Origin of the sequence: Bradyrhizobium sp. 215_C5_N1_1 (assembly GCF_052075935.1) — a bacterium.
GTDB lineage: Bacteria > Pseudomonadota > Alphaproteobacteria > Rhizobiales > Xanthobacteraceae > Bradyrhizobium > Bradyrhizobium barranii.
The window spans coordinates 3,853,701-3,876,894 of record NZ_CP197228.1; the positions used below are offsets into that span (position 1 = coordinate 3,853,701).

24 protein-coding genes and 1 pseudogene are annotated in these 23,194 nt (G+C 65.5%); 10 read left to right on the forward strand and 15 right to left on the reverse strand.

Going from position 1 to position 23,194, the window contains the following annotated elements:
- Positions 1–8 precede the first annotated feature (8 nt).
- Entirely contained in the window at positions 9–2,753 is a 2,745-nt protein-coding gene (topA, locus tag AB7G19_RS18530) for a type I DNA topoisomerase (protein ID WP_354096584.1), read from the reverse strand.
- 227 nt (positions 2,754–2,980) lie between these two features.
- Here topA and AB7G19_RS18535 point away from each other — a divergent pair, with 227 nt between their 5' ends.
- Positions 2,981–3,220 carry a hypothetical protein gene (locus AB7G19_RS18535; RefSeq protein ID WP_014494703.1) on the forward strand — a complete coding sequence of 80 codons (240 nt, stop codon included), beginning with the start codon at positions 2,981–2,983 and terminating at the stop codon, positions 3,218–3,220.
- 263 nt (positions 3,221–3,483) lie between these two features.
- On the opposite strand, the gene AB7G19_RS18540 is transcribed toward AB7G19_RS18535, so the two are convergent.
- Positions 3,484–3,951 (reverse strand): winged helix-turn-helix transcriptional regulator, encoded by a 468-nt coding sequence (locus AB7G19_RS18540; protein WP_071913095.1) that lies wholly within the window; start codon positions 3,949–3,951, stop codon positions 3,484–3,486.
- Between the two features lie 123 nt (positions 3,952–4,074).
- On the opposite strand from AB7G19_RS18540, the gene AB7G19_RS18545 reads away from it, so the two are divergent.
- Together AB7G19_RS18545 and AB7G19_RS18550 are read left to right on the forward strand one after the other, a co-directional pair.
- Positions 4,075–4,848 (forward strand): SDR family NAD(P)-dependent oxidoreductase, encoded by a 774-nt coding sequence (locus AB7G19_RS18545; protein WP_071913097.1) that lies wholly within the window; start codon positions 4,075–4,077, stop codon positions 4,846–4,848.
- A 174-nt stretch (positions 4,849–5,022) separates the two neighbouring features.
- Positions 5,023–5,205 carry a hypothetical protein gene (locus tag AB7G19_RS18550; RefSeq protein ID WP_085398828.1) on the forward strand — a complete coding sequence of 61 codons (183 nt, stop codon included), beginning with the start codon at positions 5,023–5,025 and terminating at the stop codon, positions 5,203–5,205.
- A 58-nt stretch (positions 5,206–5,263) separates the two neighbouring features.
- On the opposite strand, the gene AB7G19_RS18555 is transcribed toward AB7G19_RS18550, so the two are convergent.
- The gene (locus AB7G19_RS18555; RefSeq protein WP_014494708.1) at positions 5,264–5,872 is read right to left on the reverse strand and encodes an FMN-dependent NADH-azoreductase; all 609 of its coding nucleotides are present in this window, start codon (positions 5,870–5,872) and stop codon (positions 5,264–5,266) included.
- Positions 5,873–5,956: 84 nt separating this feature from the next.
- Between AB7G19_RS18555 and AB7G19_RS18560 the strand changes: the two genes are divergently transcribed.
- Positions 5,957–6,367: a winged helix-turn-helix transcriptional regulator gene (locus AB7G19_RS18560; RefSeq protein ID WP_028152772.1), complete on the forward strand. Its 411-nt coding sequence runs from the start codon at positions 5,957–5,959 to the stop codon at positions 6,365–6,367.
- Here the strand turns inward: AB7G19_RS18560 and dprA are convergent.
- The 4 genes and pseudogenes from dprA to AB7G19_RS18580 form a co-directional block, all read right to left on the reverse strand.
- A complete protein-coding gene (gene dprA / locus AB7G19_RS18565) occupies positions 6,364–7,506 on the reverse strand; it encodes a DNA-processing protein DprA (RefSeq protein ID WP_441268009.1) in 1,143 nt (380 codons plus the stop codon). The two genes, AB7G19_RS18560 and dprA, sit on opposite strands and share 4 nt — an antisense overlap.
- Before the next feature lie 109 nt (positions 7,507–7,615).
- Complete coding sequence (locus tag AB7G19_RS18570) at positions 7,616–8,638, reverse strand: ABC transporter substrate-binding protein (RefSeq protein ID WP_354102747.1); 1,023 nt, start codon at positions 8,636–8,638, stop codon at positions 7,616–7,618.
- A 159-nt stretch (positions 8,639–8,797) separates the two neighbouring features.
- Positions 8,798–8,911: pseudogene (locus AB7G19_RS18575) on the reverse strand (DNA-processing protein DprA); the annotation flags it as partial.
- 106 nt (positions 8,912–9,017) lie between these two features.
- Entirely contained in the window at positions 9,018–9,443 is a 426-nt protein-coding gene (locus AB7G19_RS18580; protein WP_441268010.1) for a DoxX family protein, read from the reverse strand.
- Between the two features lie 312 nt (positions 9,444–9,755).
- Here AB7G19_RS18580 and AB7G19_RS18585 point away from each other — a divergent pair, with 312 nt between their 5' ends.
- Positions 9,756–11,000, forward strand: coding sequence for an amidase (locus AB7G19_RS18585; RefSeq protein ID WP_354079153.1), 1,245 nt, complete (start codon positions 9,756–9,758; stop codon positions 10,998–11,000).
- Here AB7G19_RS18585 and AB7G19_RS18590 read toward each other — a convergent pair.
- The 4 genes from AB7G19_RS18590 to AB7G19_RS18605 form a co-directional block, all read right to left on the reverse strand.
- Complete coding sequence (locus AB7G19_RS18590) at positions 10,992–12,194, reverse strand: patatin-like phospholipase family protein (RefSeq protein WP_354096586.1); 1,203 nt, start codon at positions 12,192–12,194, stop codon at positions 10,992–10,994. The two genes, AB7G19_RS18585 and AB7G19_RS18590, sit on opposite strands and share 9 nt — an antisense overlap.
- A 211-nt stretch (positions 12,195–12,405) precedes the next feature.
- Positions 12,406–13,002: a glycerol-3-phosphate 1-O-acyltransferase PlsY gene (plsY, locus tag AB7G19_RS18595; protein ID WP_166342106.1), complete on the reverse strand. Its 597-nt coding sequence runs from the start codon at positions 13,000–13,002 to the stop codon at positions 12,406–12,408.
- A gap of 47 nt (positions 13,003–13,049) precedes the next feature.
- Positions 13,050–14,351, reverse strand: coding sequence for a dihydroorotase (locus AB7G19_RS18600; RefSeq protein WP_354096603.1), 1,302 nt, complete (start codon positions 14,349–14,351; stop codon positions 13,050–13,052).
- 5 nt (positions 14,352–14,356) lie between these two features.
- Positions 14,357–15,304, reverse strand: a complete 948-nt coding sequence (locus AB7G19_RS18605; protein WP_014494716.1) for an aspartate carbamoyltransferase catalytic subunit — start codon at positions 15,302–15,304, stop codon at positions 14,357–14,359.
- Positions 15,305–15,517: 213 nt separating this feature from the next.
- Between AB7G19_RS18605 and AB7G19_RS18610 the strand changes: the two genes are divergently transcribed.
- Positions 15,518–16,276: a M15 family metallopeptidase gene (locus AB7G19_RS18610; RefSeq protein WP_354096604.1), complete on the forward strand. Its 759-nt coding sequence runs from the start codon at positions 15,518–15,520 to the stop codon at positions 16,274–16,276.
- 54 nt (positions 16,277–16,330) lie between these two features.
- The gene (locus AB7G19_RS18615) at positions 16,331–17,095 is read left to right on the forward strand and encodes a CPBP family intramembrane glutamic endopeptidase (RefSeq protein ID WP_354096587.1); all 765 of its coding nucleotides are present in this window, start codon (positions 16,331–16,333) and stop codon (positions 17,093–17,095) included.
- A 15-nt stretch (positions 17,096–17,110) separates the two neighbouring features.
- Here the strand turns inward: AB7G19_RS18615 and AB7G19_RS18620 are convergent, their stop codons facing one another.
- Positions 17,111–18,034, reverse strand: a complete 924-nt coding sequence (locus tag AB7G19_RS18620; RefSeq protein WP_354096588.1) for an AEC family transporter — start codon at positions 18,032–18,034, stop codon at positions 17,111–17,113.
- Between the two features lie 3 nt (positions 18,035–18,037).
- A complete protein-coding gene (ruvX, locus tag AB7G19_RS18625; protein ID WP_028150651.1) occupies positions 18,038–18,523 on the reverse strand; it encodes a Holliday junction resolvase RuvX in 486 nt (161 codons plus the stop codon).
- A 46-nt stretch (positions 18,524–18,569) separates the two neighbouring features.
- Between ruvX and AB7G19_RS18630 the strand changes: the two genes are divergently transcribed.
- The gene (locus tag AB7G19_RS18630; protein WP_028155062.1) at positions 18,570–18,785 is read left to right on the forward strand and encodes a hypothetical protein; all 216 of its coding nucleotides are present in this window, start codon (positions 18,570–18,572) and stop codon (positions 18,783–18,785) included.
- A gap of 67 nt (positions 18,786–18,852) precedes the next feature.
- Here the strand turns inward: AB7G19_RS18630 and AB7G19_RS18635 are convergent, their stop codons facing one another.
- Together AB7G19_RS18635 and AB7G19_RS18640 are read right to left on the reverse strand one after the other, a co-directional pair.
- On the reverse strand, positions 18,853–19,788 hold the full coding sequence (locus AB7G19_RS18635; protein WP_071913117.1) for a cyclase family protein: 936 nt from the start codon (positions 19,786–19,788) through the stop codon (positions 18,853–18,855).
- Positions 19,789–19,975: 187 nt separating this feature from the next.
- Entirely contained in the window at positions 19,976–20,866 is an 891-nt protein-coding gene (locus AB7G19_RS18640) for a LysR family transcriptional regulator (RefSeq protein ID WP_354096589.1), read from the reverse strand.
- A 97-nt stretch (positions 20,867–20,963) separates the two neighbouring features.
- On the opposite strand from AB7G19_RS18640, the gene AB7G19_RS18645 reads away from it, so the two are divergent.
- Positions 20,964–21,989, forward strand: coding sequence for an NAD(P)H-dependent flavin oxidoreductase (locus AB7G19_RS18645; RefSeq protein WP_354096590.1), 1,026 nt, complete (start codon positions 20,964–20,966; stop codon positions 21,987–21,989).
- A 105-nt stretch (positions 21,990–22,094) separates the two neighbouring features.
- Positions 22,095–23,171, forward strand: coding sequence for an NAD(P)H-dependent flavin oxidoreductase (locus AB7G19_RS18650; RefSeq protein WP_354096591.1), 1,077 nt, complete (start codon positions 22,095–22,097; stop codon positions 23,169–23,171).
- The last annotated feature ends 23 nt before the right edge of the window (positions 23,172–23,194 follow it).

The following is a 23,194-nucleotide window of genomic DNA, read 5'->3' on the forward strand; positions in this document are numbered from 1 at the left end:
TTCTTGATCTAGGTCTTGCCGGCACTCTTCTTGGCCGGAGCCTTGGGGGCGGCGGCCTTGGTCGGCGACGTTTTTGCGGTCGACGACACGGCGGCGCGCGCCTTGCTGGTGGATTCGGATTTTGGTTTGGCCGCCTTCTTCGCGGCCGGTTTCTTCGGCTTCGGCGCGGCGTCATCGCCGTCGGCGGCCTTCGCCGCAGCCTTCTTGGCCTTGGGCGGCTTCGCCGCCTTCTTCGGCTTCTTGCCGCCGCCCTTGGCCGCGCGCTCGTCGATCAGCGCGATCGCCTGCGGCAGCGTGACGGTGTCCTTTTCGAACTCGGCCGGGATCGTCGCGTTGACGCCGCCTGCCGTGACATAGGCGCCGTAACGGCCGCTCTTCACCGTGACGGTGCCCAGCGTCGGATGATCGCCGATCGCCTTGCCGGGGTCGGCGCCGAAGCGGCGGCTCGGGCCCTTGGCGACCTTCTCCGCGATCAGCGTCACCGCGCGGTTGAGGCCGATGTCGAAGACCTCGTCGCCGCTCTCCAGGCTGGCGTAGGTCTTCTCGTGCTTCACGAACGGCCCGAAGCGGCCGAGACCTGCCGTGATCGGCTGACCGGTCTCCGGATGCTTGCCGATCTCGCGCGGCAGCGACAACAGCTTCAGCGCAAGCTCGAGCTCGACGTCGCCCGGCGAGGTGCCCTTCGGGATGCCCGCGCGCTTCGGCTTCTCGCCTTCCTCATAATCCTTCTGCTCGCCGAGCTGGATGTAGGGCCCAAAGCGGCCGGCCTTGACCCAGACATCGCGACCGGTGTCGGGGTCCTGGCCGAGCGAACGGTCGGCGGTGGTCTCGCTGTCGGCGGCGAGCTGGCGGGTGTAGCGGCATTCCGGATAGTTCGAGCAGCCGACGAAGGCGCCGAACTTGCCGGCCTTGAGATTCAGCCGGCCGTTGCCGCAACTCGGGCACTGCCTGATATCGCCGCCATCGGCGCGGGGCGGATAGATGTGCTGGCCCAGCATGTCGTCGAGCACGTCGAGCACCTGGGCGACGCGCAGATCCTTGATCTCGTCGACGGCGCCGATGAAGCCGGTCCAGAAGTCCTTCAGCACCTGCTGCCAGGAGATCTCGTTGTTGGAGATGCGGTCGAGCTGCTCCTCCAGATTGGCGGTGAAGTCGTATTCGACGTAGCGGCTGAAGAAGCTTTCGAGGAAGGCGACCACGACGCGGCCCTTGTCCTCGCCGTGCAGGCGCTTCTTCTCGAGCTTGACGTAGCCGCGGTCCTTCAGGACCTGGAGGATCGAGGCATAGGTCGAGGGACGGCCGATGCCGAGCTCTTCCATGCGCTTGACCAGCGAGGCCTCCGAGAAGCGCGGCGGCGGCTCGGTGAAATGCTGGGTGACGGCGAGCGACTGTCGCTTGAGCGCGTCGTTCGGGCTCATCGCGGGCAGGCGGCGGGAGTCCTCGTCTTCCTCGTCGTCGCGGCCTTCCTGGTAGAGCGCGAGGAAGCCGTCGAACTTGACGACCTGGCCCGTCGCCCGCAGCTCCAGCGTGCGGGAGCCTGCCTTCGCGGTGATGTCGACGGTGGTGCGCTCGAGCTCGGCCGATTCCATCTGGCTCGCGATGGTGCGCTTCCAGATCAGCTCGTAGAGTCGCGCCTGGTCGGCATCGAGCTTGCGGCTCATGCTGTCGGGGCGGCGCGACATGTCGGTCGGACGGATCGCTTCGTGCGCTTCCTGGGCGTTCTTGGCCTTGGCCTGATACTGGCGCGGGGCCTCCGGCACATAGGCGTTGCCGTAGTCCTCGCCGATCACCTTGCGCGCCTGGGTGATCGCGGACGGATCGATCTGCACGCCGTCGGTACGCATATAAGTAATGAGTCCGGTGGTCTCGCCGCCGATGTCGATGCCTTCATAAAGGCGCTGGGCGATGCGCATCGTGTGCGCCGGCGCAAAACCGTATTTGCGGCTGGCTTCCTGCTGCAGCGTCGAGGTGGTGAAGGGCGCCTGCGGATTGCGCCGGGCCGGCTTGGCATCGACCGCGGTCACGGCGTAGGCGGCCGCTTCCAGCGCCTTCTTGAAGTCTTCGGCTTCCGCACCGGTGCCGATGTCGAGACGCTGGATCTTCTTGCCGTCGGCGCCGACCAGGCGCGCCTCGAAGGCGTCGCCGCGCGGCGTCAGCAGGGTCGCGATCAACGACCAGTATTCGCGCGCGACGAACTTCTCGATCTCCAGTTCGCGGTCGCAGACCAGCCGCAGCGCCACCGACTGCACGCGGCCCGCCGAACGGGCGCCCGGCAGCTTGCGCCAGAGCACGGGGGAGAGGGTGAAGCCGACCAGATAGTCCAGCGCGCGGCGCGCCATGTAGGCGTCGACCAGCGCGCCGTCGATCTGGCGCGGATTCTTCATCGCATCCGTGACCGCCTGCTTGGTGATGGCGTTGAACACCACGCGCTCGATCTTCTGGTCCTTCAGCGCGCGCTTTTCCTTCAGCACCTCCAGAACGTGCCAGGAGATGGCCTCGCCCTCGCGATCAGGGTCGGTCGCCAGAATCAGGCGGTCGGCGTTCTTCAGGGACTTGGCGATATCGTTGAGCCGGCCGGCCGCCTTGGGGTCGACCTCCCAGATCATCTTGAAATTTGCGTCCGGATCGACGGAACCGTTCTTCGCCGGGAGGTCGCGGACATGGCCGAACGAGGCCAGAACCTCGTAGGACGAGCCCAGATACTTGTTGATCGTCTTGGCTTTCGCCGGCGACTCCACAATGACGATATTCATGTAGTTCCAGTAGCTTACGGGGAAATTACGAGCCGCTTTCGATGAGATTCGGATCGGCCGTTTCGACCCGAACATGGGTGGTGAGGCCCTCGCTGTCAAATCGAGGGGTGTTGAAAGCACCCCAAATGGGGAAAGTTTCATATCGAGAAAGTTGCAAAATACCACCTTGGAGTTGCGGTCAATGTCGGCGTAGAGTCCTCCCGGGGCATGGATTCGGGTGGGGTCTGGTGACTAAGCCAGGAAAGAAACGGGCGCGCGCCGCATCAGGCGCGCCGGGGGGCTCGCGCGGTGAGGAACCAGGGGAGGGCGGCGTCGATGAGGCCGTCGCCTTCATCGCCGAGCAGGTCGGGGCGTTGCGCAAGCTCGCCGAGCGCCACAAGCTCGACGTGCTGCATTATCTCCTGGGCATGACCAAGCTGGAGGCCGACGAGCACCTGCGGCTGCGGAGCAAGCGCAAGCTGTCGTAGCGGCGCTCACCATCCAATCCGTCATCCTGAGGTGCTCGCGTAGCGAGCCTCGAAGGATGAGCGGCCGAGATGCCGCAGCCGGGCCGTCGCCCTTCGAGGGCCGCTGAAGAAGCGGCCACCTCAGGGTGACGGCGATATATGGAGGCGCGCCGCATCAATCCCGTCATTGCGAGCGCAGCGAAGCAATCCAGAATCCCTCCGTGGTGAAACTCTGGATTGCCTCGCTGCGCTCGCAATGACGGTGTGGTGGCAGCGTGCCGCGATCAGGCCGACCGCCGCCGCGGTGCCGGTCGGGGCTTCAGCGTGATGTCGGCCAGGCTGAGCAACCGTCCATCCTCGGCGTGCAGCTCGAGCTTCTTCACCGGGCGGCCTTTGACGCGATCGACCATGACGGTGTCGATCTCCTCAGGCGTGTCGTCGAACTCCTCGCTCCATTGCCGGAGCGCGACCAGGATCGGGAAAAGGCCAAGTCCCTTCGGCGTCAGCACATACTCCTGGTAGGCGCTGCCATCGGAGGCGGGGGCGGTCGCCAGGATGCCGTGTTCGAGCATTGAGCGCAGGCGCGCCGACAAGATGTTCTTGGCCATGCCGAGCTTGCCCTGAAACTCGCCGAAGCGGCGCACACCGAGCATCGCTTCGCGGATGATCAGCAGCGTCCACCAGTCGCCGATCGCCTCCAGCGACCGCGCGACCGGGCAGCCGTCACCCTCAAAACTCGTTCGTTTCACCATCGTCTGAGGTCCCCTCACATTCGCACGATGTCGGCGCCAATCACGCGCTTGTGTGGTTGCATCATAAAACCATCCGCCTAGATTGCAATATGGTTTCATAATGAAACTATTGGAGAGGCGAGCATGAGACTGAGCGGCAAGACGGCACTCATCACCGGCGGCAACAGCGGAATTGGATTGGCAACGGCAAAGCTGTTCGTGGCCGAGGGCGCGAAGGTGATCATCACCGGGCGCAACAAGGAGACGCTGGAGGCCGCAGCAAAGGAACTCGGGCCGAACGGGCTCGCGCTGGTTGCGGACGCGACCGACGTCGCCGCGACTGAAGCGGCGATCAAGAAGGGCACCGAAAAATTCGGCAAGCTCGATATCGTGTTCGCGAATGCCGGCATCCCCGGCAGCACGCCGCTGGGCTCGACGACGCTGGATGTCTTTGAGAAGGTGATCAGCACCAACCTCACCGGCGTGTTCTTCACGGTGCAGTCGGCGCTGCCCTATATCAACGACAACGCCTCGATCATCCTCAACGGTTCGGTGATCTCCGTGCTCGGCGTTCCCGGCTACTCCGCTTACGGGGCCGCCAAGGCCGGCGTGCGCGCGCTGGCGCGGATCATGGCCTCGGAACTGTCGCCGCGCGGCATCCGCGTCAACGTCGTTGCGCCCGGCGCGACCCGCACGCCGATCTGGGGCGCCGCGATCGCAACGCCTGAAGCGGAGAAGGCGTTCGAGAAGCGCCTTGGACTATCCACGCCGCTCGGCCGCATTGCTGAACCGGATCACATCTCGAAGACGGTGCTGTTCCTCGCCTCCGACGATGCCGGGCACATCCAGGGCCAGGAGATCTTCGTCGATGGCGGCGCGGTTGCCTCTCCCGCGGGCGCACCGATCTATCGCGGCTGATCAACGTTTGCGAAAATTGAATCGGTCGGCGCGACGACATCGGTTGCGCCGGCCTGTTCCTACACCTCGGTGGCTGTATTCCTCTGAACCTTCCGTGAGGCGTTGAACCTTCGCTTGCGCTGCCAAGACCCTTTTGCGGGCAGGGTCATAAGACTCACTTTCAGGGAGCCCGCGATGTCAAAAGCAGCTCGTATTTCTTCGTCGATTTCAGAACCACGTATTTACACCGAACATTCCGCCATTCCAGCCAAGCACTCCGATAGGTCCGAGTTCATCGGGGTGGCACTTTTCTCAGGCATCGGGCTTTTCATTTCGCTCGTCGCCGTCATTCTTGGCGTTCAGGGCGCCTGGTTTTAGCGCTGTCGAACTCTCAGCCGCCGCCGGGCTCCGGCAGCGGCTGGTGTCGGCGTAAGTCTTACGCCGCCTGCAGGCTGGTGGCAGCCTGAAGCGCTCCGGCCAGCGCTTTCTCACGATGCTCAGGGCCAACCTGGATGCCGTCGGCGACGATGAATTCGGGGCTCGTGATGCCCATGAACGCGAACACGCCACGCAAATAGGTTTCGAGGTGCTCGAGCGAGGCGGCCGGCGTGCCCGGGCCGTAATAGCCGCCGCGCGAGATCGCCACGATCACGCGCTTGTTGCCGGCAAGGCCCTGCGGGCCGTTCGCGTCGTATTTGAACGTTTTCCCCGCCACCAGGACGCGGTCGATCCAGGCCTTGAGCTGGCTCGGGATCGTAAAATTGTACATGGGCGCGCCGATCACGACGATATCGGCATCGAGGAACTCGTTGAGCACGGCCGCGCTCGCGGCCAGGTCGGGACCGAGTTCCGCCGGCGCCGGCGCGCCTTGCGCGGCCGCAAGGTGCGAGCCGGAGAGGTGGGCGAGCGGAATCTGCGTCAAATCGCGGTAGACGAGGTCGAGCGACGGCGTCGCCTGCCTGAGACGGTCGACGATGGCGGCGGAAACCTGCCGTGAGACGGAGTGGGGGCCGAGCACGCTGGAGTCGATATGGAGGAGTTTCATTGGGGTTCACCTATGGTATAGATTTGTAACCCGCACTACATGAGTGACTGTCAAATTCCCCGCAAGAACGCACTTTTTTGAGCCATGGGCACATCTTTGAGACCTGCACACACCGATTTTCCTGCTCCCCAGATGCCGGATCGCGACCACGCGGACTGCCGCGGGGTCGCCTCGATCCTGGCGCGCGTCGGCGACAAATGGAGCGTGTTCGTCATCATGATGCTGAGCGACGGGCCCAAGCGCTTCAACGAGCTGAAGCGGATGATCAACGGCATCTCGCAGCGGATGCTGACCTTGACCCTGCGCGGGCTGGAGCGCGACGGCCTCGTCACGCGCACGATCTTCCCGACCATTCCGCCGCGCGTGGACTATGAGCTGACCGATCTTGGCCGCGGGCTCCAGCAACCCGTGATGGCGCTTGGGCTATGGGCGAAGGAGCACCAGGCGCAGATCGCGGCGGCACGCACGCGGTTCGATGAGCGCAACGACACCTAGAGAAGAGAAACGAGACCGCCGCCGTGGCGTTCGAGGCGGCCCGCAAGCTCGAGCTCCAGCAGCACTGTGCGCACGATGGCTGGCGATGCGCCGGACATCCGCACCAGATCGTCGATCGAGATCGGGGCAGGGCCGAGCAGGCCGGTGATCTGGTCGCGGTCGTGTGATTGCGGATCGCTCTCGAACGGTTCGCTATCGGGCTCGCTCGCCCGATGCATCAGCGGCCGCTCCATGATCGGTGCGACTGCGTTGATGATGTCGGACGCTTCGGTGACGAGCGTTGCGCCCTGCTTGATCAAATCGTTGGTGCCGGCAGCGCGCGGGTCGAGCGGCGAGCCGGGCACCGCGAATACCTCGCGGCCCTGTTCGGCCGCCATGCGCGCGGTGATCAGCGAGCCCGAGCGGTGCGCCGCCTCGACCACGACCACGCCGAGGGCTGCGCCCGAGATCAGCCGGTTGCGGCGGGGGAAGTCGCGGGCGCGCGGCTCGTGGCCGAGCGGCATCTCGGAAATCGCAGCGCCCGCGTGATCGAGGATCGAGGCGAGCAGGTCGCCATGCTCGGGCGGATAGATGCAATCATGTCCGCCGGCGAGCACCGCGATGGTGCCGCTCTCGACACTGGCGCGGTGTGCGGCCTGATCGACGCCGCGGGCGAGCCCCGAGATGACGATGAAGCCGGCTTCGCCAAGCTCACGGGCCAACTGACCGGCGAATTTCAGTTCCGCGCCAGAGGCATTGCGCGAGCCGACGATCGCGATCATCGGACGCATCAGCGTCGTGGTGTCGCCGCGCACGGCGAGCAGCGGCGGCGCATCGTCGAGCGTGGCGAGCCGCGATGGATAGCCGTCCTCACCGGGCGCGAGCCAAGCTATGCCGAACTTGCGGCTCGCGGCGAGCTCGGCCTTCGCCTCGTCTACGCTACAGATGCGCCCCGATCGCTGAGCGCCGCCGCGGCGCGCCAGATCCGGCAGGCGCTCCAGTGCGGCGCGCGGGCTGCCGAAATGATCGACCAGCGATTTGAAGGTGCGCGGCCCGACATTGTCGGAGCGGATCAACCGCAGGCGGTCGATCCGTTCAGCCTCGGTCAGCTCCACGCTCGGATTGATGGCGTCCACGGCGTCTCCTTGTGGGAGTAGCATGGAACAACCTGAGGGCGTGGGCAACAGCGACGTGTGGTCGTTTCTATCGCCCCAATCATGGGCGGAGGAGGAATGGAGCAACGCGCTGCCTCATTCCTCAAGGCTTTTGCTATTCGATGACCTCGTCCGCGCGCACCTGCAACGACTGCGGTATCTCGAGGCCGAGCGCCTTGGCGGTCTTCAAGTTGATGACCGTCTTAAACAGCGTCGGCTGCTCGATGGGGATGTCGGCCGGGTTCGCGCCCTTCAATATCTTGTCAACGAAAACAGTGGCGCGGCGAAACATGGAGGTGAAGTCTACCCCGTACCCTACCAGTGCGCCCCCCCGGGACGCGACGATGGGTGCGGCAATCGATGGCACGCGGCACTTGTCGACAATCGCCGAGACCAACGCCGAATTGGTGACAAACGCATTGGCGTCCGTGATGACGAGACCGTCCATGGCGGAGGAGCCGACGATTGATAGCGCGTTGTCGAGGTCGCCGGGGACGTCAAGCTCGATCGGTCGCAGCTCAACCTTCATTGCCCGCGCGGCGTTCGTCATGGCACTCATGGTGCCGTTGTTCAGGGGGTTGCCTCGCTGCATGAGCACCCCTGCGCGGGTCATCGAGGGAGCTATGCTCGCAAGAACCTCTAACCGCTTCGCAGCTAGTTCTGTAAGGAAAAAGGTCTGTCCCGTAATGTTGCCACCGGGATGAGCCATGCTGGCTGCAAGGCCCAAGGTCACCAGATCGGGACCCACGATCATCACGGTTGGAATTGTGGTCGTCGCACGGTGCGCGGCAAGAACCCCGGGAAATGTGGCTGTCACGAGAACGTCGACGCCGAGGGCGACCAGTTCAGCAGCCAGCGCTGGAAGCCGGTTATCGTCGCCGTCGGCGTCGCGATATTCAACGTGGACGTTCTCGCCCTCAACCCAACCGAGACCGCGAAGCGCAACGAGGAACGCGTCGACCTCCGAATTTCGCGGTGGGGGGAGGAAAAGGCCGATCCGCGAGACGCGCTTCACTTGCTGAGCGCGTGCGGCCGTTGCCCACGCCAACGCCCCGCCAGCCAAAGTGATAAATCCGCGTCGTTTCATAGCACCGCTAAATCGCTTATCCTCTGGCAGAGAGTAAGCATTTTTCGACATTGGTCCAGCCGCGTCAATGAACAGGTTGGGTCAGAAGGCGCACAGCCTAAGCCGAGACGGCGTGAGCGTCCAACAGTCCGGCAATTCGAATCTCATCGCCTTGATTGTCGGGGCAATTTAGAACTAACGCAAAGGTTGCGGCGTTTCCGCGTTAGTGCCACGCGGCCCGACATTGTCGAAGCGGATCAGCCGCAGGCGGTCGATCCGCTCGGCTTCAGTCAGCTCCACGCTCGGATTGATGGCGTCCACGGCGTCTCCTTGTGGGAGCAGCATGGAACAACCTGAGGGCGTGGGCAACAGTTACGTGCGCTTGATCGGGCTTCAAAGGCGCTGCCGGAAGACCCGACGTGGTCGACGGGTCTTCCGCAAGGTCGTCGATTCAACGCGCGTGCGCCGCCTGAGCGACAGCGACGCCGCCACGGGAGACGCGAGCGTCAAGGCTAAGCGCACCGGCACCGAAGGCAAAGATCTGGAGCAGGCCGCCTGCCATCATCACGTTCTTGAGGAAGTGGATCATCTGATTCTGGTCTGCAAAGTTGTTGTGGAACGAGACTGCCGCGGCTAGCGAGAATATGGCGAGCGCCAGCGCGACCGAGCGGGCTTGATAGCCCGCGATCAGCAGGAGACCGCCACCGAGCTCGACGGGAACTGCGATCGCATATGCCAACGGGGGCACCGGCAATCCCGCAGCGGCGATGTAAGCGGTCGTCGCACCATAAGCGGTGAGCTTGCTGAAGCCACTCATTGCAAACGGGAGGCCGATCAGCAGGCGGCCAACGAGGGAAGCATAACGGGTCGTATCCATGGTCATCGCTCCTGTGCTTGGTTGAGGTCCGACGGCGGTGACGCACCAGGCGTTTGTGGTTCGTAAGAGAGTGCGCGCCGCAGGGCCCTGCGTTGTGACCTCACACTGGCTCGATTGAATCGCGATAAAAATAGAAATAATTGAAAGATACTGTTTCCATTTTTGATCTCATCCGCGCGGCGCCCGCGGACGCGGATGCTCTGGTCGAGCCGCTGGTCCCGGTCGACTGCACGCATGGATCGACCGCGTCCACGTGCGCTTGCGCGACCTCGTCCCGATGCTAAAAGCGATGGCAATAAGAAGGGTATTGCCATGATCTCACTCGCCGACCTCCAGCGCCGCATCGAAGCGGGCGAGCTTTCGCCCGATGACGCAATCGCCCAGTCGCACGCGGCGATCGAGGCCAGGGAGAAGGACGTCCACGCCTTCGTCCGTCACGACAAATCCGCGAAGGCGCAAGCCTCCGGCCCGCTGCGCGGCATCGCCGTCGGCATCAAGGACATCATCGACACCGCCAACATGCCGACCGAGATGGGCTCGGAGATCTATCGCGGCTGGCAGCCGCGCTCGGACGCGCCGGTCGTGATGATGCTGAAGCGGGCAGGCGCCACCATCATCGGCAAGACCACCACCACGGCGTTCGCCTCGCGCGATCCGACCCCGACGCTCAATCCGCACAATCTCGGCCATACGCCGGGCGGCTCGTCCTCGGGCTCGGCTGCGGCCGTCGGCGCCGGCATGATTCCGCTAGCGCTGGGCACCCAGACCGGCGGATCGGTGATCCGGCCCGCCGCCTATTGCGGGGCTGCCGCGATCAAGCCGTCGTTCCGGATGCTGCCGACCATCGGCGTGAAGTGCTACTCGTGGGCGCTCGATACTGTCGGCCTGTTCGGATCGCGCGCGGAAGATCTCGCGCGCGGGCTGCTGGCGATCACCGGCCGCACTGAATTCGATGGCATCGCCGCGGCCAAGGCGCCGCGCATCGGCGTGGTGAGGCAGGAGTTTGCCGAGGCCGTGGAGCCGGCGGCGGAAGAGGGCTTGCAGGCTGCGATCAAGGCGGCCGAGAAGGCCGGCGCCAGTGTCAAGACCATCGATCTGCCGGAGTCGGTGCAGGAAGCCTGGCGCATCCACCCGATCATCCAGGATTTCGAGGCGCATCGCGCGCTGGCCTGGGAGTTTTCGGAGCATCACGACGAGATCGCGCCGATGCTGCGTGCCAGCCTCGATGACACCGTCGGCTTGACGCCGAAGCAGTATGACGACGCGCGTCGGATCGCCCGCCGTGGCCGCCGCGAGCTCGGCGAACTGTTCGAGGGGTTTGACGTGCTGCTGACCTATTCGGCGCCGGGCACCGCGCCGGCCAAGGAGCTCGCCTCGACCGGCTCGCCCCGTTACAACCGGCTCTGGACGCTGATGGGCAACCCGTGCGTCAACGTGCCGGTGATGAAAGTGGGCGGCCTGCCGATCGGCGTGCAGGTGATCGCGCGCTTCGGCAACGATCCGGGCGCGCTTGCGGCGGCATGGTTCCTGGAGGACGCGCTGGCGAAATCAGGCTAGCGCAGGCTCAGCGGCGGGCAGCGCGCGTTCGGCCTCGGCGCCTGCAGCGCCTTGTCCGAGCCAACGCTCGGCGGCCTCGCGGCCACTCCGGTGCAGCGTGCGAATGAAGCCGCGGCCGAGATCGGTGGATGAGCGCTGCGCCAGGCCCTCAACGGAGTCTTCGGCCGCGATCCTGGAGAGCCGCAGCGAAGGTGCAGCCGTGGCTCGCGCCCATTCGAGTGCCGCGATCTCGGCGTTGAGGGCGGCGTTGGCTGCGATCTGGTCGAGCCTGCGGTCGATCGCGGCGAGCGTGATCGGCACGTAGCTGTCGCGCGTGGGCGTGACCTGGACGAGCAGCAGATCGGAGGCTGTCGATTCCTGCGCCAGGCCCACCAGCGGCGGATTGCCGCCAATGCCGCCATCCCAATAGGCCTCGCCGTCGATCTCGACGGCGCAGTGAACCAAAGGCGGGCAGGTCGAGGCCAGCGCGACGTCGGCGGTAATGCAATCGTTGCGGAAGATCTGCTGCTGCCCATCGCGGATTCGCGTCGCGGCGATCAGCAGTTTTGGGCAGGCCGCGTCGCGCAAGGCGGCAAAATCGATGTCGCGCGATAGCGCCAGCCGCAGCGGATCGAGATCGAACGGATCGAACTGGCCGGAGCGCAACGTCGGACCGAATGCGACCGAGCTTCCCGCCGGCGAGAATCCGCCGACCAGCATCAAGGAGCGGAACGAGGCCTCGTGCATCAGGCGGGCCCAGAACCGGTTCAACCGCGAATGGGCGCCTTCGCGTCCGCCTTCGGCGAGGCCGGAGGCGAGCAGCAGCGCATTGATGGCGCCGGCACTGGCGCCGCTGATGGTGTCGATCTGGATGGTCGGGTGTTCCAGCAACCGCTCCAGCACGCCCCAGGTGAAGGCCGCAAAAGTGCCGCCGCCCTGAAGGGCCAGCGACACTCTTTGCGGCGGCCATTGGCTGGAGCGCGGCTGCACGGCCGCGACCGGCGCTGCAATGGTCACGATCTCGACTGGCGCGGCGGCTTGCGCGACGGGCGCAGGCCGGGTCACTGGCGGGGGTACGGGAGCAGGCTCGGGCGCGGGCAGCGGCGATGGCGCATCGGACCAGATATTGGTCATCGAGAGCAGCCGGCTTGCTGCGGTGCTGGAAGCACCGTGCGAACCGGACCCGTCATGCGTGCCGACAACCTTCTCGCTCATTCTGAGCTACCGCGTAACGCCATTTCCGCTGTCAGGATGACAGGCGTGGAACTCGTTCGCCACTCCGGCCGCGAGCAGCTTCCGAGTTGCGAACAGGAATTGGCACATAATGCGGAGGCGGTGCGGCGATATCCGTACTTTTTCCGGCCTTGGATTTTGTTTTGACGCGTTTTCTTGACGCGAACCGGTAGCCACTTCGCTCGAAAACGCTCTAGGCCTTCTCGCCGATCCGGCTTTCCTTGCCGGATTGCAGTCGCTTGATGTTCTCGCGATGCGCGTAGAACAAGAGCAGCGTCAGCGCGGCGAACAGCGATGCGAGCGCGAGGTGCCCGAACCACCACAGGAAAATCGGGGTGATGAACGCCGCCACCAGCGCGGACAGCGAGGAGTAGCGGGTGGTGAAGGCGGTGGCGAGCCAAAGCAGGCAGAACACGATCGCGCCGGGCCAGAACAGGCCGAGCAGGATGCCGATATAGACGGCGACGCCCTTGCCGCCTTTGAACTTCAGCCAGACCGGGAAGAGATGGCCGAGGAAGGCGCCGAGCCCGGCCACCATGGCGGCATTGGGTCCCGCGATGTAGCCGGCGATCACCACCGCGACCGTGCCCTTGAGCGCGTCAAGCAGCAGGGTGCCCGCGGCAAGGCTCTTGCGTCCCGTGCGCAGCACGTTGGTGGCGCCGATGCTGCCGGAGCCGATCGAGCGAATATCCTGCGTGCCGGCGAGCCTGGTCAGGACCAGCCCGAACGGAATCGAGCCGAGCAGGTAGCCGATGACAAAGGCCACCGGCAGGAAGGCTTCAAGCCCCATGGCCGCATCTCCATGCTGAACCGCGACGCCACGCATGAATTTGCCCGTCAGACATGCTCGTACACCGTCCGTCCGCCGACAATGGTGCGCACCACGCGGCCTGTAAAGCGGGCCTCGTCGAACGGCGTGTTCTTGCAGGGCGATTTGAGGTCGGCGGGATCGACGATCCAGGGCACATCGGGATCGATCACGATGACATCGGCCGGGCTGCCCGTGCGCAGGGTTCCACCCGGCAGGCCCAGGATCTCGGCCGGCCGCGTCGACATGGCCCGGATCAGCGTCTTCAGGTCGAGTTCCTCGTTGTGCACGAGGCGAAGGCCCGCCGGCAGCATGGTCTCGAGCCCAATGGCGCCGGGTGCGGCTTCCGCGAACGGCAGGCGCTTGACCTCGACGTCCTGCGGATTGTGGTCGGACATGATGACGTCGACGAGGCCGGAGGCGACCGCGGCGACCAGCGCGCGGCGGTCGTCCTCGGTCCGCAGCGGCGGCGACAGCTTCAGGAACGACCGGTAGGGGCCGATATCGTTCTCGTTCAGCGCAAGATGATTGATCGAGACGGAGGCGGTCACGGCGAGGCCGGCGTCGCGGGCGCGCTTCAGGACGTCGAGCGAGTCGATACAGGTCAGCGAGGCCGCGTGATAGCGCCCGCCGGTGAGCGCGACGAGACGCATGTCGCGCTCGAGCATCACGGCCTCCGCCGCGTTCGGGATGCCCATCAGGCCGAGCCGCGAGGCGAACTCGCCCTCGTTCATCACGCCTTCGCCGACCAGATCGGGATCCTCGGTGTAATGCACGATCAGCGCGTCGAAATCGCGCGCGTAGGTCAGCGCGCGGCGCATCACCTGCGCGTTGATCACGCTCTTGTCGCTGTCGCTGAAGGCGATCGCGCCGGCGGCCTTGAGCAGGCCGAACTCGGTCATCTCCTCGCCGTGCATGCCCTTGGTGAGCGCCGCCATCGGCTGGATGTTGACGATCGCGGTGTCGCGGGCGCGGCGCATCACGAAGTCGACGGTCGCCGAGTTATCGATCACCGGAGACGTGTCGGGCTGGCAGATGATGGTGGTGATGCCGCCGGTCGCGGCCGCCTGGCTCGCGGAGGCAAAGGTCTCGCGGTGGCTGAAGCCGGGCTCGCCGACGAAGGCGCGCATGTCGACCAGGCCGGGGGCCACGATCTTGCCGGCGCAGTTGACGACGTCGGTGCCCTCGGGGACGCCGGCCGCTCCGATCCCGCGACGGGTCTCGCGGATGATGCCGTCGGCAATCAGGACATCGCCGGGGCCGTCGAAATCCCTGCTGGGATCGACGACGCGGGCGTTGGCGAGCAGGATGGGACGGCGGTCAGTCAGCATGAGCATCACGCGTTCGGCAAATTGCGGGCGAGCGCTTCGAGCACGGCCATCCGTACCGCCACGCCCATCTCGACCTGTTCGCGGATCAGCGATTGCGCGCCGTCGGCGACCGCTGTGTCGATCTCGACGCCGCGGTTCATCGGGCCGGGATGCATGACGAGAGCATCCGGCTTGGCGTAAGCGAGCTTTTTCTGGTCCAGCCCGAAATAGTTGAAATATTCGGAGGTCGACGGCACGAAGGAGCCGTTCATGCGCTCGCGCTGGAGCCGCAGCATCATGACGATATCGGCGCCGTTGAGCCCTTCGCGCATGTCGCGCGCAACCTCGACCCCCATGCGCTCGATGCCGGGCGGCAGCAGCGTGGAAGGGCCGACGACGCGGACGCGGGCGCCCATGGTGTTGAGCAGGATGATGTTGGAACGGGCGACACGCGAATGCAGCACGTCGCCGCAGATCGCGACCACGAGGCCCTCGATCCGGCCCTTGTTGCGGCGAATGGTCAGCGCGTCGAGCAGCGCCTGCGTCGGATGCTCGTGCGCGCCGTCGCCGGCATTGATCACGGAACCGTCGACCTTGCGCGCCAGCAGTTCCACCGCGCCGGAGGCGTGATGGCGCACCACCAGGATATCCGGATGCATGGCGTTCAGCGTCATCGCGGTGTCGACCAGCGTCTCGCCCTTCTTGATGGACGAGGAGGAGACCGACATGTTCATGACGTCGGCGCCCAGCCGTTTGCCGGCGAGCTCGAACGAGGACTGGGTCCGGGTCGAGGCCTCGAAGAACAGATTTACCTGCGTCCGTCCACGCAGGACGGTGCGCTTCTTGTCAACCTGGCGGTTGAGCTCGACATATTCTTCGGACAGGTCGAGGAGGCCGGTGATGTCGGCCGCGGAAAGGCCCTCGATGCCCAGCAAATGCCGGTGGCCGAGGACGAAGGTCGATTTCGATGTCATTAAAACGAGAGCTATAGGCGGGGATGGCTGGGGGGGCAAGGGCCAATGCCGGGGCGGGGGGTTATCCCCTGATCTGTCAAGTTCGTCGCTCTGGCGTGGCCTGTCGCCAGTATCTCCGTCATGCCCGGGCTTGTCCCGGGCATCCACGATCTTCTACCGCATTTGAGGCAAAGGACGTGGATGGCCGGGACAAGCCCGGCCATGACGATGGGGATGGATCACGTGAAGTTAATCCGAATTGTGATTGCGCTGACGATGATAACGGCCGAAGCCCACGCCCAGTCGCTCCCCGGCGGCTTCGTCTATCTGCGCGACATCGATCCCGGCATCATCCAGGACATCCGCTACGCCACGTCCAACAATTTCGTCGGCCGTCCGCTCGCCGGCTACGGCGCCGGCGAATGCGTGGTGAGGCGCGAGGTGGGGCTGCGGCTGAAGGCGGTCCAGCAGGAATTGGCGGCGCAAAGCCTGTCGCTGAAGATGTTCGACTGCTACCGGCCGGCGCGGGCCTCGCTCGACATGGTGAAGTGGTCGCAGAACGGCTACGAGACGGCGGCCGAGCGGCGCTACAATCCGAAGATCCCGAAGAGCGAGCTGTTCCGCCTCGGCTACATCGCGAGCCGCTCGCAGCATTCCACGGGCGCGGCGCTCGATCTCACGCTGGTCGATCTCAAGGCTGACAATTCCGCCAGATACGACCCGTCGAAAACCTATGCCGATTGCACGGCGCCGGTCGAGGCACGATTGCCGGAGGGCAGCGTCGACATGGGCACGGGCTACGACTGCACGGACGCGAAGGGGCATACTGCTGTAACGTCGATCAATCCGGACCAGCGTGCCTGGCGCAAGCGGCTGTTGGCCGCGATGGCGAAGCAAGGCTTTGTGAACTATGCGAAGGAGTGGTGGCATTTTTCCCTGCCGGGGGCGGGCGGGGCGGCCTATGATTTCCCGATTCCGCCGCGAACGAAGTAGATCGTCGTGCGAACGGCCCCGGAATGACGGTGCCGTCCCAACGAAAGCGCTTGAATGGACTCCCTCAATCCCGATCTCCCGCCGATGACCGTGACGCTAGCCGCGCCGCGCGTCTGGAAATTCTGGGGCACGGCGGTGTGGGGCCTGCTCATCTTCGTCGCGATGTTTCTCGGCCAGGTCGGTGCCATCCTCTATCTGGTCTGGGACCGTGGCGACCCCCTCGACCTGATGTCGCTACAGCGCGTCGGTCGCGAGCCCGCGGCGCTCGCGCTGTCGGTGACCATGGGCCTGCCGGCGACGCTGGCCGCGGTGTGGCTCGCCATCCGCATCAAGAAGGCCTCGTTCGTCGACTACCTCGCGCTGCGTTGGCCGTCCTGGAAGCAAATGCTGTTCGGCGCCATCGGGCTTGTCCTGATCGTTGTCGCCTGGGAGACGATGTCGCGGAGCCTGGGCCGCGAGGCGACGCCAGGCTTCATGACCGATCTGTTGAAATCGGGCCGCGACAAGGGCGCGGCTGTGATGCTGCTGTTCGCGTTCAGTGTCGCTGCGCCGATGTCGGAAGAGGTTTTGGCGCGCGGCTTCCTGTTTCGCGGCTGGTCGGCGAGCTTCCTGCGCGTGCCCGGCGCGATCATCCTGTCGTCACTGGTGTGGACGGTCGTGCACCTGCAGTACGACATGTACTTCCTCGCCGAGGTCTTCTCCATCGGCCTGTGGTTCGGCTACATGCGTTATCGCGCCAACTCGCTCTGGCTCACCATCGTGCTGCATGCGCTGAACAATCTGACTGCGGTGGTGCTGACGATGTGGCTGGGGAGCTGAGGCCTCGCACGAGGCCTAAGCCACCAGCGCGATCGCGATCGGCATCGTGACCGCCGCCAAGATCGTCTGCAGCGTGATGATCTGCGCCAGCAGCGGCGCATCGCCGCCCATCTGGCGGGCCAGCACATAGGCGCTGGGCGAGGTCGGCACCGCCGCGCAGATTGCGACGATCGCCAGGCTGTCGCCCGAGAGCCCGAACCAGGCGGCGAGCGCCAGCGCCAGCACGGGCATCAGCGCCAGCTTGAACGCCACGCCGATGGTTGCGCTCACGCTCGGGCGGAGCAGGCCCTTGAGCTGCAGACCAGCGCCGGTGACGAGCAGGCCGATGGCGAGCGAGGAACGGCCGAGGGCATCCGCGACCTCGTGCCAGATTCTTGGCAGCGGCAGATGAATGACGTTGATGACGAGGCCGACCACGCAGGCCCAGATCAGGGGATTGCGGACCACCGTCATGACGATGGCGCGGGCGGACTGCTTCTCGGGTGAAGCATAGTGCGCGAGCACGGCGACGCTGAACACGTTGACCAGCGGAATGATCGCGACCATCGCCACGGAGGCCAGCGCCAGCCCGACATCGCCGAACATGTTGGCGGACACTGAGAGCGCCACATAGGTCTGCCAGCGCGTCGCGCCCTGGAAGATCGAGGTGAAGGCGGGACCGTCGATGTCGAACCGCGCGAGCGCTGGGCGGAGCGCGAGGCAGAGCAGCGACATCGCCAGCACCGACAGCAGCAGCGCGCCGCCGACGCCGGCGACCGGCACCCTGGAGAGGTCGGCCTTCACCAGCGTCTGGATCAGCAGCATCGGGAACAGCACGAAATAAGTCAGCCGCTCCAGCCCATGCCATTGCGTGTCGAGCCGCATCAGGGTGCGCCTGAGCACCACGCCGAGCACGATGAGGATGAAGACCGGCAGCAGCGCCGCGATCACGACGGCCATGGATCAGCCCGATGCCGCGCGAAGATTGGCGAGGCGGTCGAGCGCGCCTTGCAGGATGAAGATCGCGGCGTGCTCGTCGATCACTTCGGCGCGCTTGGCGCGGCTGACATCCATGCCGATCAGTTCGCGCTCGACGGCGGCGGTCGACAGACGCTCGTCCCAGAGGCCGATGGGGAGTGTGGTCAGCCCGGCAAGGTTGCGGGCGAAGGCGCGGGTCGATTGCGCCCGCGGGCCCTCGCTGCCGTCCATGTTGATGGGCAGGCCGAGCACGAAGCCGACCGCCTTGCGCTCGGCCGCGATCGCGAGCAGCCGGGCGGCATCCTGCTTGAACGCCTTGCGCTGGATGGTCTCGACGCCGGTCGCTAACCGCCGGTCCGGATTGGACACGGCAACGCCAATGGTCTTGGTGCCGAGGTCAAGGCCGACCAACCCGCCGCGTTCGGGCCAGTGGGTTGCAGCATCGATCAGGGGCAGGATAAGAGCCGGCATGGGACTAGCGCTTATCACGCGTCGCGCTGCGGAGTGAACCCGGAACATGGATGCACTGACACTATTCGGCCTGTTTGCCGTGACGGCGATGCTGGTCTGCTATGCCCTGGAGGATCGCAGCCATTGGTTCGTGCTGCTGTTCGCGGTGTCCTGCGCGCTCGGCTCGGCTTACGGCTTCCTGCAAGGCGCCTGGCCGTTTGGTCTCGTCGAAGCCATCTGGGCCTTCGTTGCATTGCGGCGATGGCATCTGAGGCCGCGATGACGGACAGGTCGGGCGAGGGCGCCTGCCGGGCGGCAGGCCGATCCTCGCCCGCTGAGTACGTCGCCGATCAGCGGATCGCGATCGGGTTGATCATCGCCTGCACGCCGCCGGTCCAGCGCGGCTGTCCGAGCACGAACAGGAATTCGTAGCCCTTGTCGCGAGCGAGCGCGGCGGTGTCCATGTTCTCGAGAATGTAGGTCCCATTCATCGCGAGCAGGATCTGGTGCACCTCGAACACGTTCTTGGACTCGAACGGCAGCACCTCGAGCGCCCAGGTGTCGGCACCGATGGCGACCACGCCCTTGCCGGTCAGGTACTTCGCGCCTTCGACGCCGAGACCGGGCTCGCCGGCCGAATAACGCTTGTCGTCCTTGCCGATCAGACTGAGCCAGCCGGTGTGGAAGATGACGACATCGCCCTGGCGGATCTCGACGTTCTGCTGCTTGGCGGCTTCCTCGATCTCCTTGACGTTGAAGGCGGTGCCTTCCTTCACGATGTCGGTTTTGAAATAGGCGGCCATGTCGAGCAGCACGCCGCGCGTGACCATCGGTGGGACCTTCTCGATACCGAGCTTCTTCAAGCCATTCGGATCGGCGAAATCGGCGAGCTTGTTGCCGTTGTAATAGACGTGCTCGACGCCGAGATGGCCGAGGCCGTCGAGCTGGCTGCCGATGCCGACCCACGTATCAAGAATGTCGTCGTTATAGGTCGCCTTGTTCGGACCGAGGCCCGGGCTGCCGGCCTGTCCGGGCTGAACGATGGTGAGCTTGAACGTGCGTGGCGGATAGGCGGGTGTCTGTGGCGTGACGGGAATGCCGAGGGCGTAGGTCTTGCCGGTCTTCACCAGCGAGGCGGCCTTCACCACCAGCTCCGGCGTCATGTAATTGGCGGCACCGATCTCGTCGTTCGGTCCCCATTTCGATTTGGTCCAGTCTTGTGCGCTTGCAGTTCCTGATATCGCCGACAACGCGGCGACACAGCACAACACGAGCGTATTGCGCATCGATAGTCCTCCCGATGTTTTGGCTTCGTTGTGTTTTTGCGCTGGCCAGTGACACATCCTAACGTAGAACGGATGCGTGCTTCAAAGCATTTCGAGGTGCTGCGCTGCGGCGGCTGAACGCAGCGCAGACCAATTCAAGCGCGATGGATTTGTGACGAATTTCGCCACGTGGAACGCTGCGCCGGTGTCAGGCCGCGATGACGTCGTTGTCTTTCTTCAGGCAGGACATGAAACCGCTGAGTGCGCTGTACTGATGTCCGCCGCTGCGCTGGATGAAGAGCGTCTCGACGCGCGCATGTGACGGGCTCAGCGCGTGGATCGACACGCTGCCGGCCATCGCACTGCGTTCGACCACGGCGCGCGGCAGCAGCGTCACGCCCATGCCGGCGGCGACACAGCCGATCATGCCGTCGAGCGTGCCGAGCTCGAAGCGTGCCGCCGACGGCCAGCCGAACTCGACAAAGATCTGTTCGAGACGCTGGCGGTAGGTGCAGCCGGTGCGGAACACCAGCGCGGTCGGACCGGACTCCGGCGTGCCGGCGCGCAGCTCGGCAAGCGAGGCCCAGCGCCGCGCGCTGACCAGCACCAGCTCTTCACGAAACGCGCTCGTCGCAGTGAGGTCGGCATGTGCGATGGGGCCCGCGACGAAGGCACCGTCGAGCGTGCCTTCGAGCACGCCCGCGACGAGGTCGGCGGTGGTCGCGGTGCGCAGGCTCAGCCGTACGGCAGGGAAGTTGCGGTGGAAATCGGCGAGGAGGGACGGCAAGCGCACGGCTGCCGTCGTCTCCATCGAGCCGATCGCGAGCGGTCCTTTCGGCTCGCCGTCGTCACGCGCGGCGAGCACGGCCTCCCGTGATAGCGCGGCCATCCGCTGTGCGTAGGGCAGGAGGCGTTTGCCGGCGCCGGTCAGCGTCATGCCACGGCTGTGGCGTTCGAACAGCGGTGTGCCGATCTCCGCTTCCAGCGCCTTCACGCGTTGGGTGACGTTGGATTGCACCGTGTTGAGCTCCTCCGCGGCGCGGGTGATGCCGCCGGTGCGGGCGACGGCGGCAAAGGTCTGGATATCGCTGAGTTCCATGGCGTCGTTTCGCTTTTGTGATGGCAGCGTTCGCAACAATTCATTTTTCGAGAATGCTAGTCGCGCCTAGTCTCCCTGTCCAGATCAGGGAGGGGCTATGCCCATTGAGACGTCGCTGACTAGGCTGCTGGAGATTGAGCATCCCATCCTGCTGGCGCCGATGGACATCGTTGCCGGCAGCCGGCTTGTGACGGCCGTGAGCCGTGCCGGCGGTTTCGGCATTCTGGGCGGCGGCTATGGCGAGAAGGTGTGGCTGGAGCAGGAGACTGCGAAGCTCGCGGGGTTGTCGGCGCCATTCGGGATCGGCTTCATCACCTGGAGCCTCGCCAAGCGGCCCGAGCTTCTCGATGTCGCTCTTGCCGCAAAACCGTCTGCGATCATGTTGTCGTTTGGCGATCCCGCGCCGTTCGCGCCGAAGATCAAGTCCGCAGGTGCACGCCTGATCTGCCAGGTGCAGGATGAAGCCATGGCGCGGCAGGCGCTCGATGCCGGCGCCGACATCCTGATCGCGCAGGGCACGGAGGCAGGTGGTCACGGCGCCTCTCGCACCACCGTCGATCTCGTGCCTGCAATCGTCGATCTTGCCGCGGGCCACGTGCCTGTCGTCGCGGCCGGCGGCATCGCCGACGGGCGCGGTCTCGCCGCCATGATGATGCTGGGCGCGAGCGGCGTGCTGCTCGGCACGCGCTTCTATGCGAGCCAGGAGGCTGATGGCGCGGAGGAGGCCAAGCGGCGTATCTGCGCAGCGAACAGCGGCACGACCGTGCGCGGCATCATCTTCGATCTCTCGCGCAACAATGTCTGGCCGGCGCCGTTCACGGGAAGGTGCCTCATCAACGACCACGCCAGGCGCTGGATCGGCCGCGAGGTCGAGCTGATGCAGAATGTTGCCGCAGTCGCGGCGGACTATGCGGCCGCGAAAGCAGCCGGCAATTTCGATGTCGCGGCCGTGATCGCGGGCGAGGCGGTCGGATTGATTCATGATATTGCACCGGCGGCCGAGATCGTGGAGCGGATTGCGATTGAAGCGGGGCAATTGCTCGCCGGCCGGCGCAACTCGGTTTCTTCTTTTCCTTCCCCCCTTGTGGGAGAAGGTGGCGCGGAGGCAATCCGCGCCGGATGAGGGGTCTGTCTCCGCGGATGCAAACCCCTCACCCGTCTCGCCGCTGCGCGGCGATCCACCCTCTCGCACAAGGGGCGAGGGAAGAGCGAACATGAGGCAAGAATTATGTGGCCTGACCGTCGACTGATCGATCTCTTCAAGACCGAATTCCCGATCGTGCTGGCGCCGATGGCTGGTGTGATGGATGCCGAACTGGTGATCGCCGTGGCGGAGGGCGGCGGGCTCGGCTCGCTGCCGAGCGCGATGCTGTCGCCGGAGAAGGCGCGCGAGCAGGTCAACATCATTCGCCAGCGCGTGAAGGCGCCGGTGAACATGAACTTCTTCTGCCACACGCCGGTTGACCTCACGGCCGAAGCCGAAGCGCGCTGGAAGCAGCGGCTTACGGGCTATTACACCGAGCACGGCCTCGATCCCGCAGCGCCCATCAACGCCGCGAACCGTGCGCCGTTCGACGCCGCGTTCTGCGAGGTCGTCGAGGAGCTGAAGCCGGAGATCGTCAGCTTTCATTTCGGCCTGCCGGATCAGGCGCTGCTCAAGCGCGTCAAGGCTGCCGGCTGCCTCGTCATCTCGTCCGCCACGACGGTGAAGGAAGCAGTCTGGCTGGAAGAGCGCGGCGTCGATGCCGTCATTGCGCAAGGCGCCGAGGCCGGCGGCCATCGCGGCATGTTCCTGACCGACAAGATCTCCGAGCAGCCCGGCACCTTTGCGCTGGTGCCGCAGGTCGCCGACGCCGTGAAGGTGCCTGTCATCGCGGCCGGCGGCATTGCCGACGGGCGCGGCATCGCCGCAGCCTTTGCGCTCGGCGCATCCGGCGTGCAGATCGGCAGCGCCTATCTGCGCTGCCCGGAATCCAAGGTCAGCGCGGGCGGGCGCAAGGCGCTGGCTGAAGCGCGGGACGATTCCACCGTCATCACCAACGTCATGACCGGGCGTCCGGCGCGCGGCGTCCAGAATCGCCTGATGCGCGAAGCCGGCCCGATCTCGCCCGAGGCGCCGCCTTTTCCCCATGCCGCGACCGCGCTGGGGCCGCTCAAGGCAGCTGCCGAAAAGCAGGGCAGGGTGGATTTCACCAATCTCTGGGCCGGCCAGGCCGTGGCCCTGGGCCGCGAGGTCCCCGCAGCCGAATTGACCCGGGATTTTGCCAAATCGGCCCTGGCCCGCATGAAGGGACTGGCTGGCTAAGGTCGCGCCGCCGGTTGCGGCGC

What these genes read in the sequence shown, in the direction of transcription:
- topA (WP_354096584.1), bottom strand. Translation starts at nt 2,753, where the DNA reads ATGAATATCGTCATTGTGGAGTCGCCGGCGAAAGCCAAGACGATCAAC.
- AB7G19_RS18540 (WP_071913095.1), bottom strand. Translation starts at nt 3,951, where the DNA reads ATGGTGAAACGAACGAGTTTTGAGGGTGACGGCTGCCCGGTCGCGCGG.
- AB7G19_RS18545 (WP_071913097.1), top strand. Translation starts at nt 4,075, where the DNA reads ATGAGACTGAGCGGCAAGACGGCACTCATCACCGGCGGCAACAGCGGA.
- AB7G19_RS18550 (WP_085398828.1), top strand. Translation starts at nt 5,023, where the DNA reads ATGTCAAAAGCAGCTCGTATTTCTTCGTCGATTTCAGAACCACGTATT.
- AB7G19_RS18555 (WP_014494708.1), bottom strand. Translation starts at nt 5,872, where the DNA reads ATGAAACTCCTCCATATCGACTCCAGCGTGCTCGGCCCCCACTCCGTC.
- AB7G19_RS18560 (WP_028152772.1), top strand. Translation starts at nt 5,957, where the DNA reads ATGGGCACATCTTTGAGACCTGCACACACCGATTTTCCTGCTCCCCAG.
- dprA (WP_441268009.1), bottom strand. Translation starts at nt 7,506, where the DNA reads ATGCTACTCCCACAAGGAGACGCCGTGGACGCCATCAATCCGAGCGTG.
- AB7G19_RS18570 (WP_354102747.1), bottom strand. Translation starts at nt 8,638, where the DNA reads ATGTCGAAAAATGCTTACTCTCTGCCAGAGGATAAGCGATTTAGCGGT.
- AB7G19_RS18580 (WP_441268010.1), bottom strand. Translation starts at nt 9,443, where the DNA reads ATGGATACGACCCGTTATGCTTCCCTCGTTGGCCGCCTGCTGATCGGC.
- AB7G19_RS18585 (WP_354079153.1), top strand. Translation starts at nt 9,756, where the DNA reads ATGATCTCACTCGCCGACCTCCAGCGCCGCATCGAAGCGGGCGAGCTT.
- AB7G19_RS18590 (WP_354096586.1), bottom strand. Translation starts at nt 12,194, where the DNA reads ATGAGCGAGAAGGTTGTCGGCACGCATGACGGGTCCGGTTCGCACGGT.
- plsY (WP_166342106.1), bottom strand. Translation starts at nt 13,002, where the DNA reads ATGGGGCTTGAAGCCTTCCTGCCGGTGGCCTTTGTCATCGGCTACCTG.
- AB7G19_RS18600 (WP_354096603.1), bottom strand. Translation starts at nt 14,351, where the DNA reads ATGCTGACTGACCGCCGTCCCATCCTGCTCGCCAACGCCCGCGTCGTC.
- AB7G19_RS18605 (WP_014494716.1), bottom strand. Translation starts at nt 15,304, where the DNA reads ATGACATCGAAATCGACCTTCGTCCTCGGCCACCGGCATTTGCTGGGC.
- AB7G19_RS18610 (WP_354096604.1), top strand. Translation starts at nt 15,518, where the DNA reads ATGGATCACGTGAAGTTAATCCGAATTGTGATTGCGCTGACGATGATA.
- AB7G19_RS18615 (WP_354096587.1), top strand. Translation starts at nt 16,331, where the DNA reads ATGGACTCCCTCAATCCCGATCTCCCGCCGATGACCGTGACGCTAGCC.
- AB7G19_RS18620 (WP_354096588.1), bottom strand. Translation starts at nt 18,034, where the DNA reads ATGGCCGTCGTGATCGCGGCGCTGCTGCCGGTCTTCATCCTCATCGTG.
- ruvX (WP_028150651.1), bottom strand. Translation starts at nt 18,523, where the DNA reads ATGCCGGCTCTTATCCTGCCCCTGATCGATGCTGCAACCCACTGGCCC.
- AB7G19_RS18630 (WP_028155062.1), top strand. Translation starts at nt 18,570, where the DNA reads ATGGATGCACTGACACTATTCGGCCTGTTTGCCGTGACGGCGATGCTG.
- AB7G19_RS18635 (WP_071913117.1), bottom strand. Translation starts at nt 19,788, where the DNA reads ATGCGCAATACGCTCGTGTTGTGCTGTGTCGCCGCGTTGTCGGCGATA.
- AB7G19_RS18640 (WP_354096589.1), bottom strand. Translation starts at nt 20,866, where the DNA reads ATGGAACTCAGCGATATCCAGACCTTTGCCGCCGTCGCCCGCACCGGC.
- AB7G19_RS18645 (WP_354096590.1), top strand. Translation starts at nt 20,964, where the DNA reads ATGCCCATTGAGACGTCGCTGACTAGGCTGCTGGAGATTGAGCATCCC.
- AB7G19_RS18650 (WP_354096591.1), top strand. Translation starts at nt 22,095, where the DNA reads ATGTGGCCTGACCGTCGACTGATCGATCTCTTCAAGACCGAATTCCCG.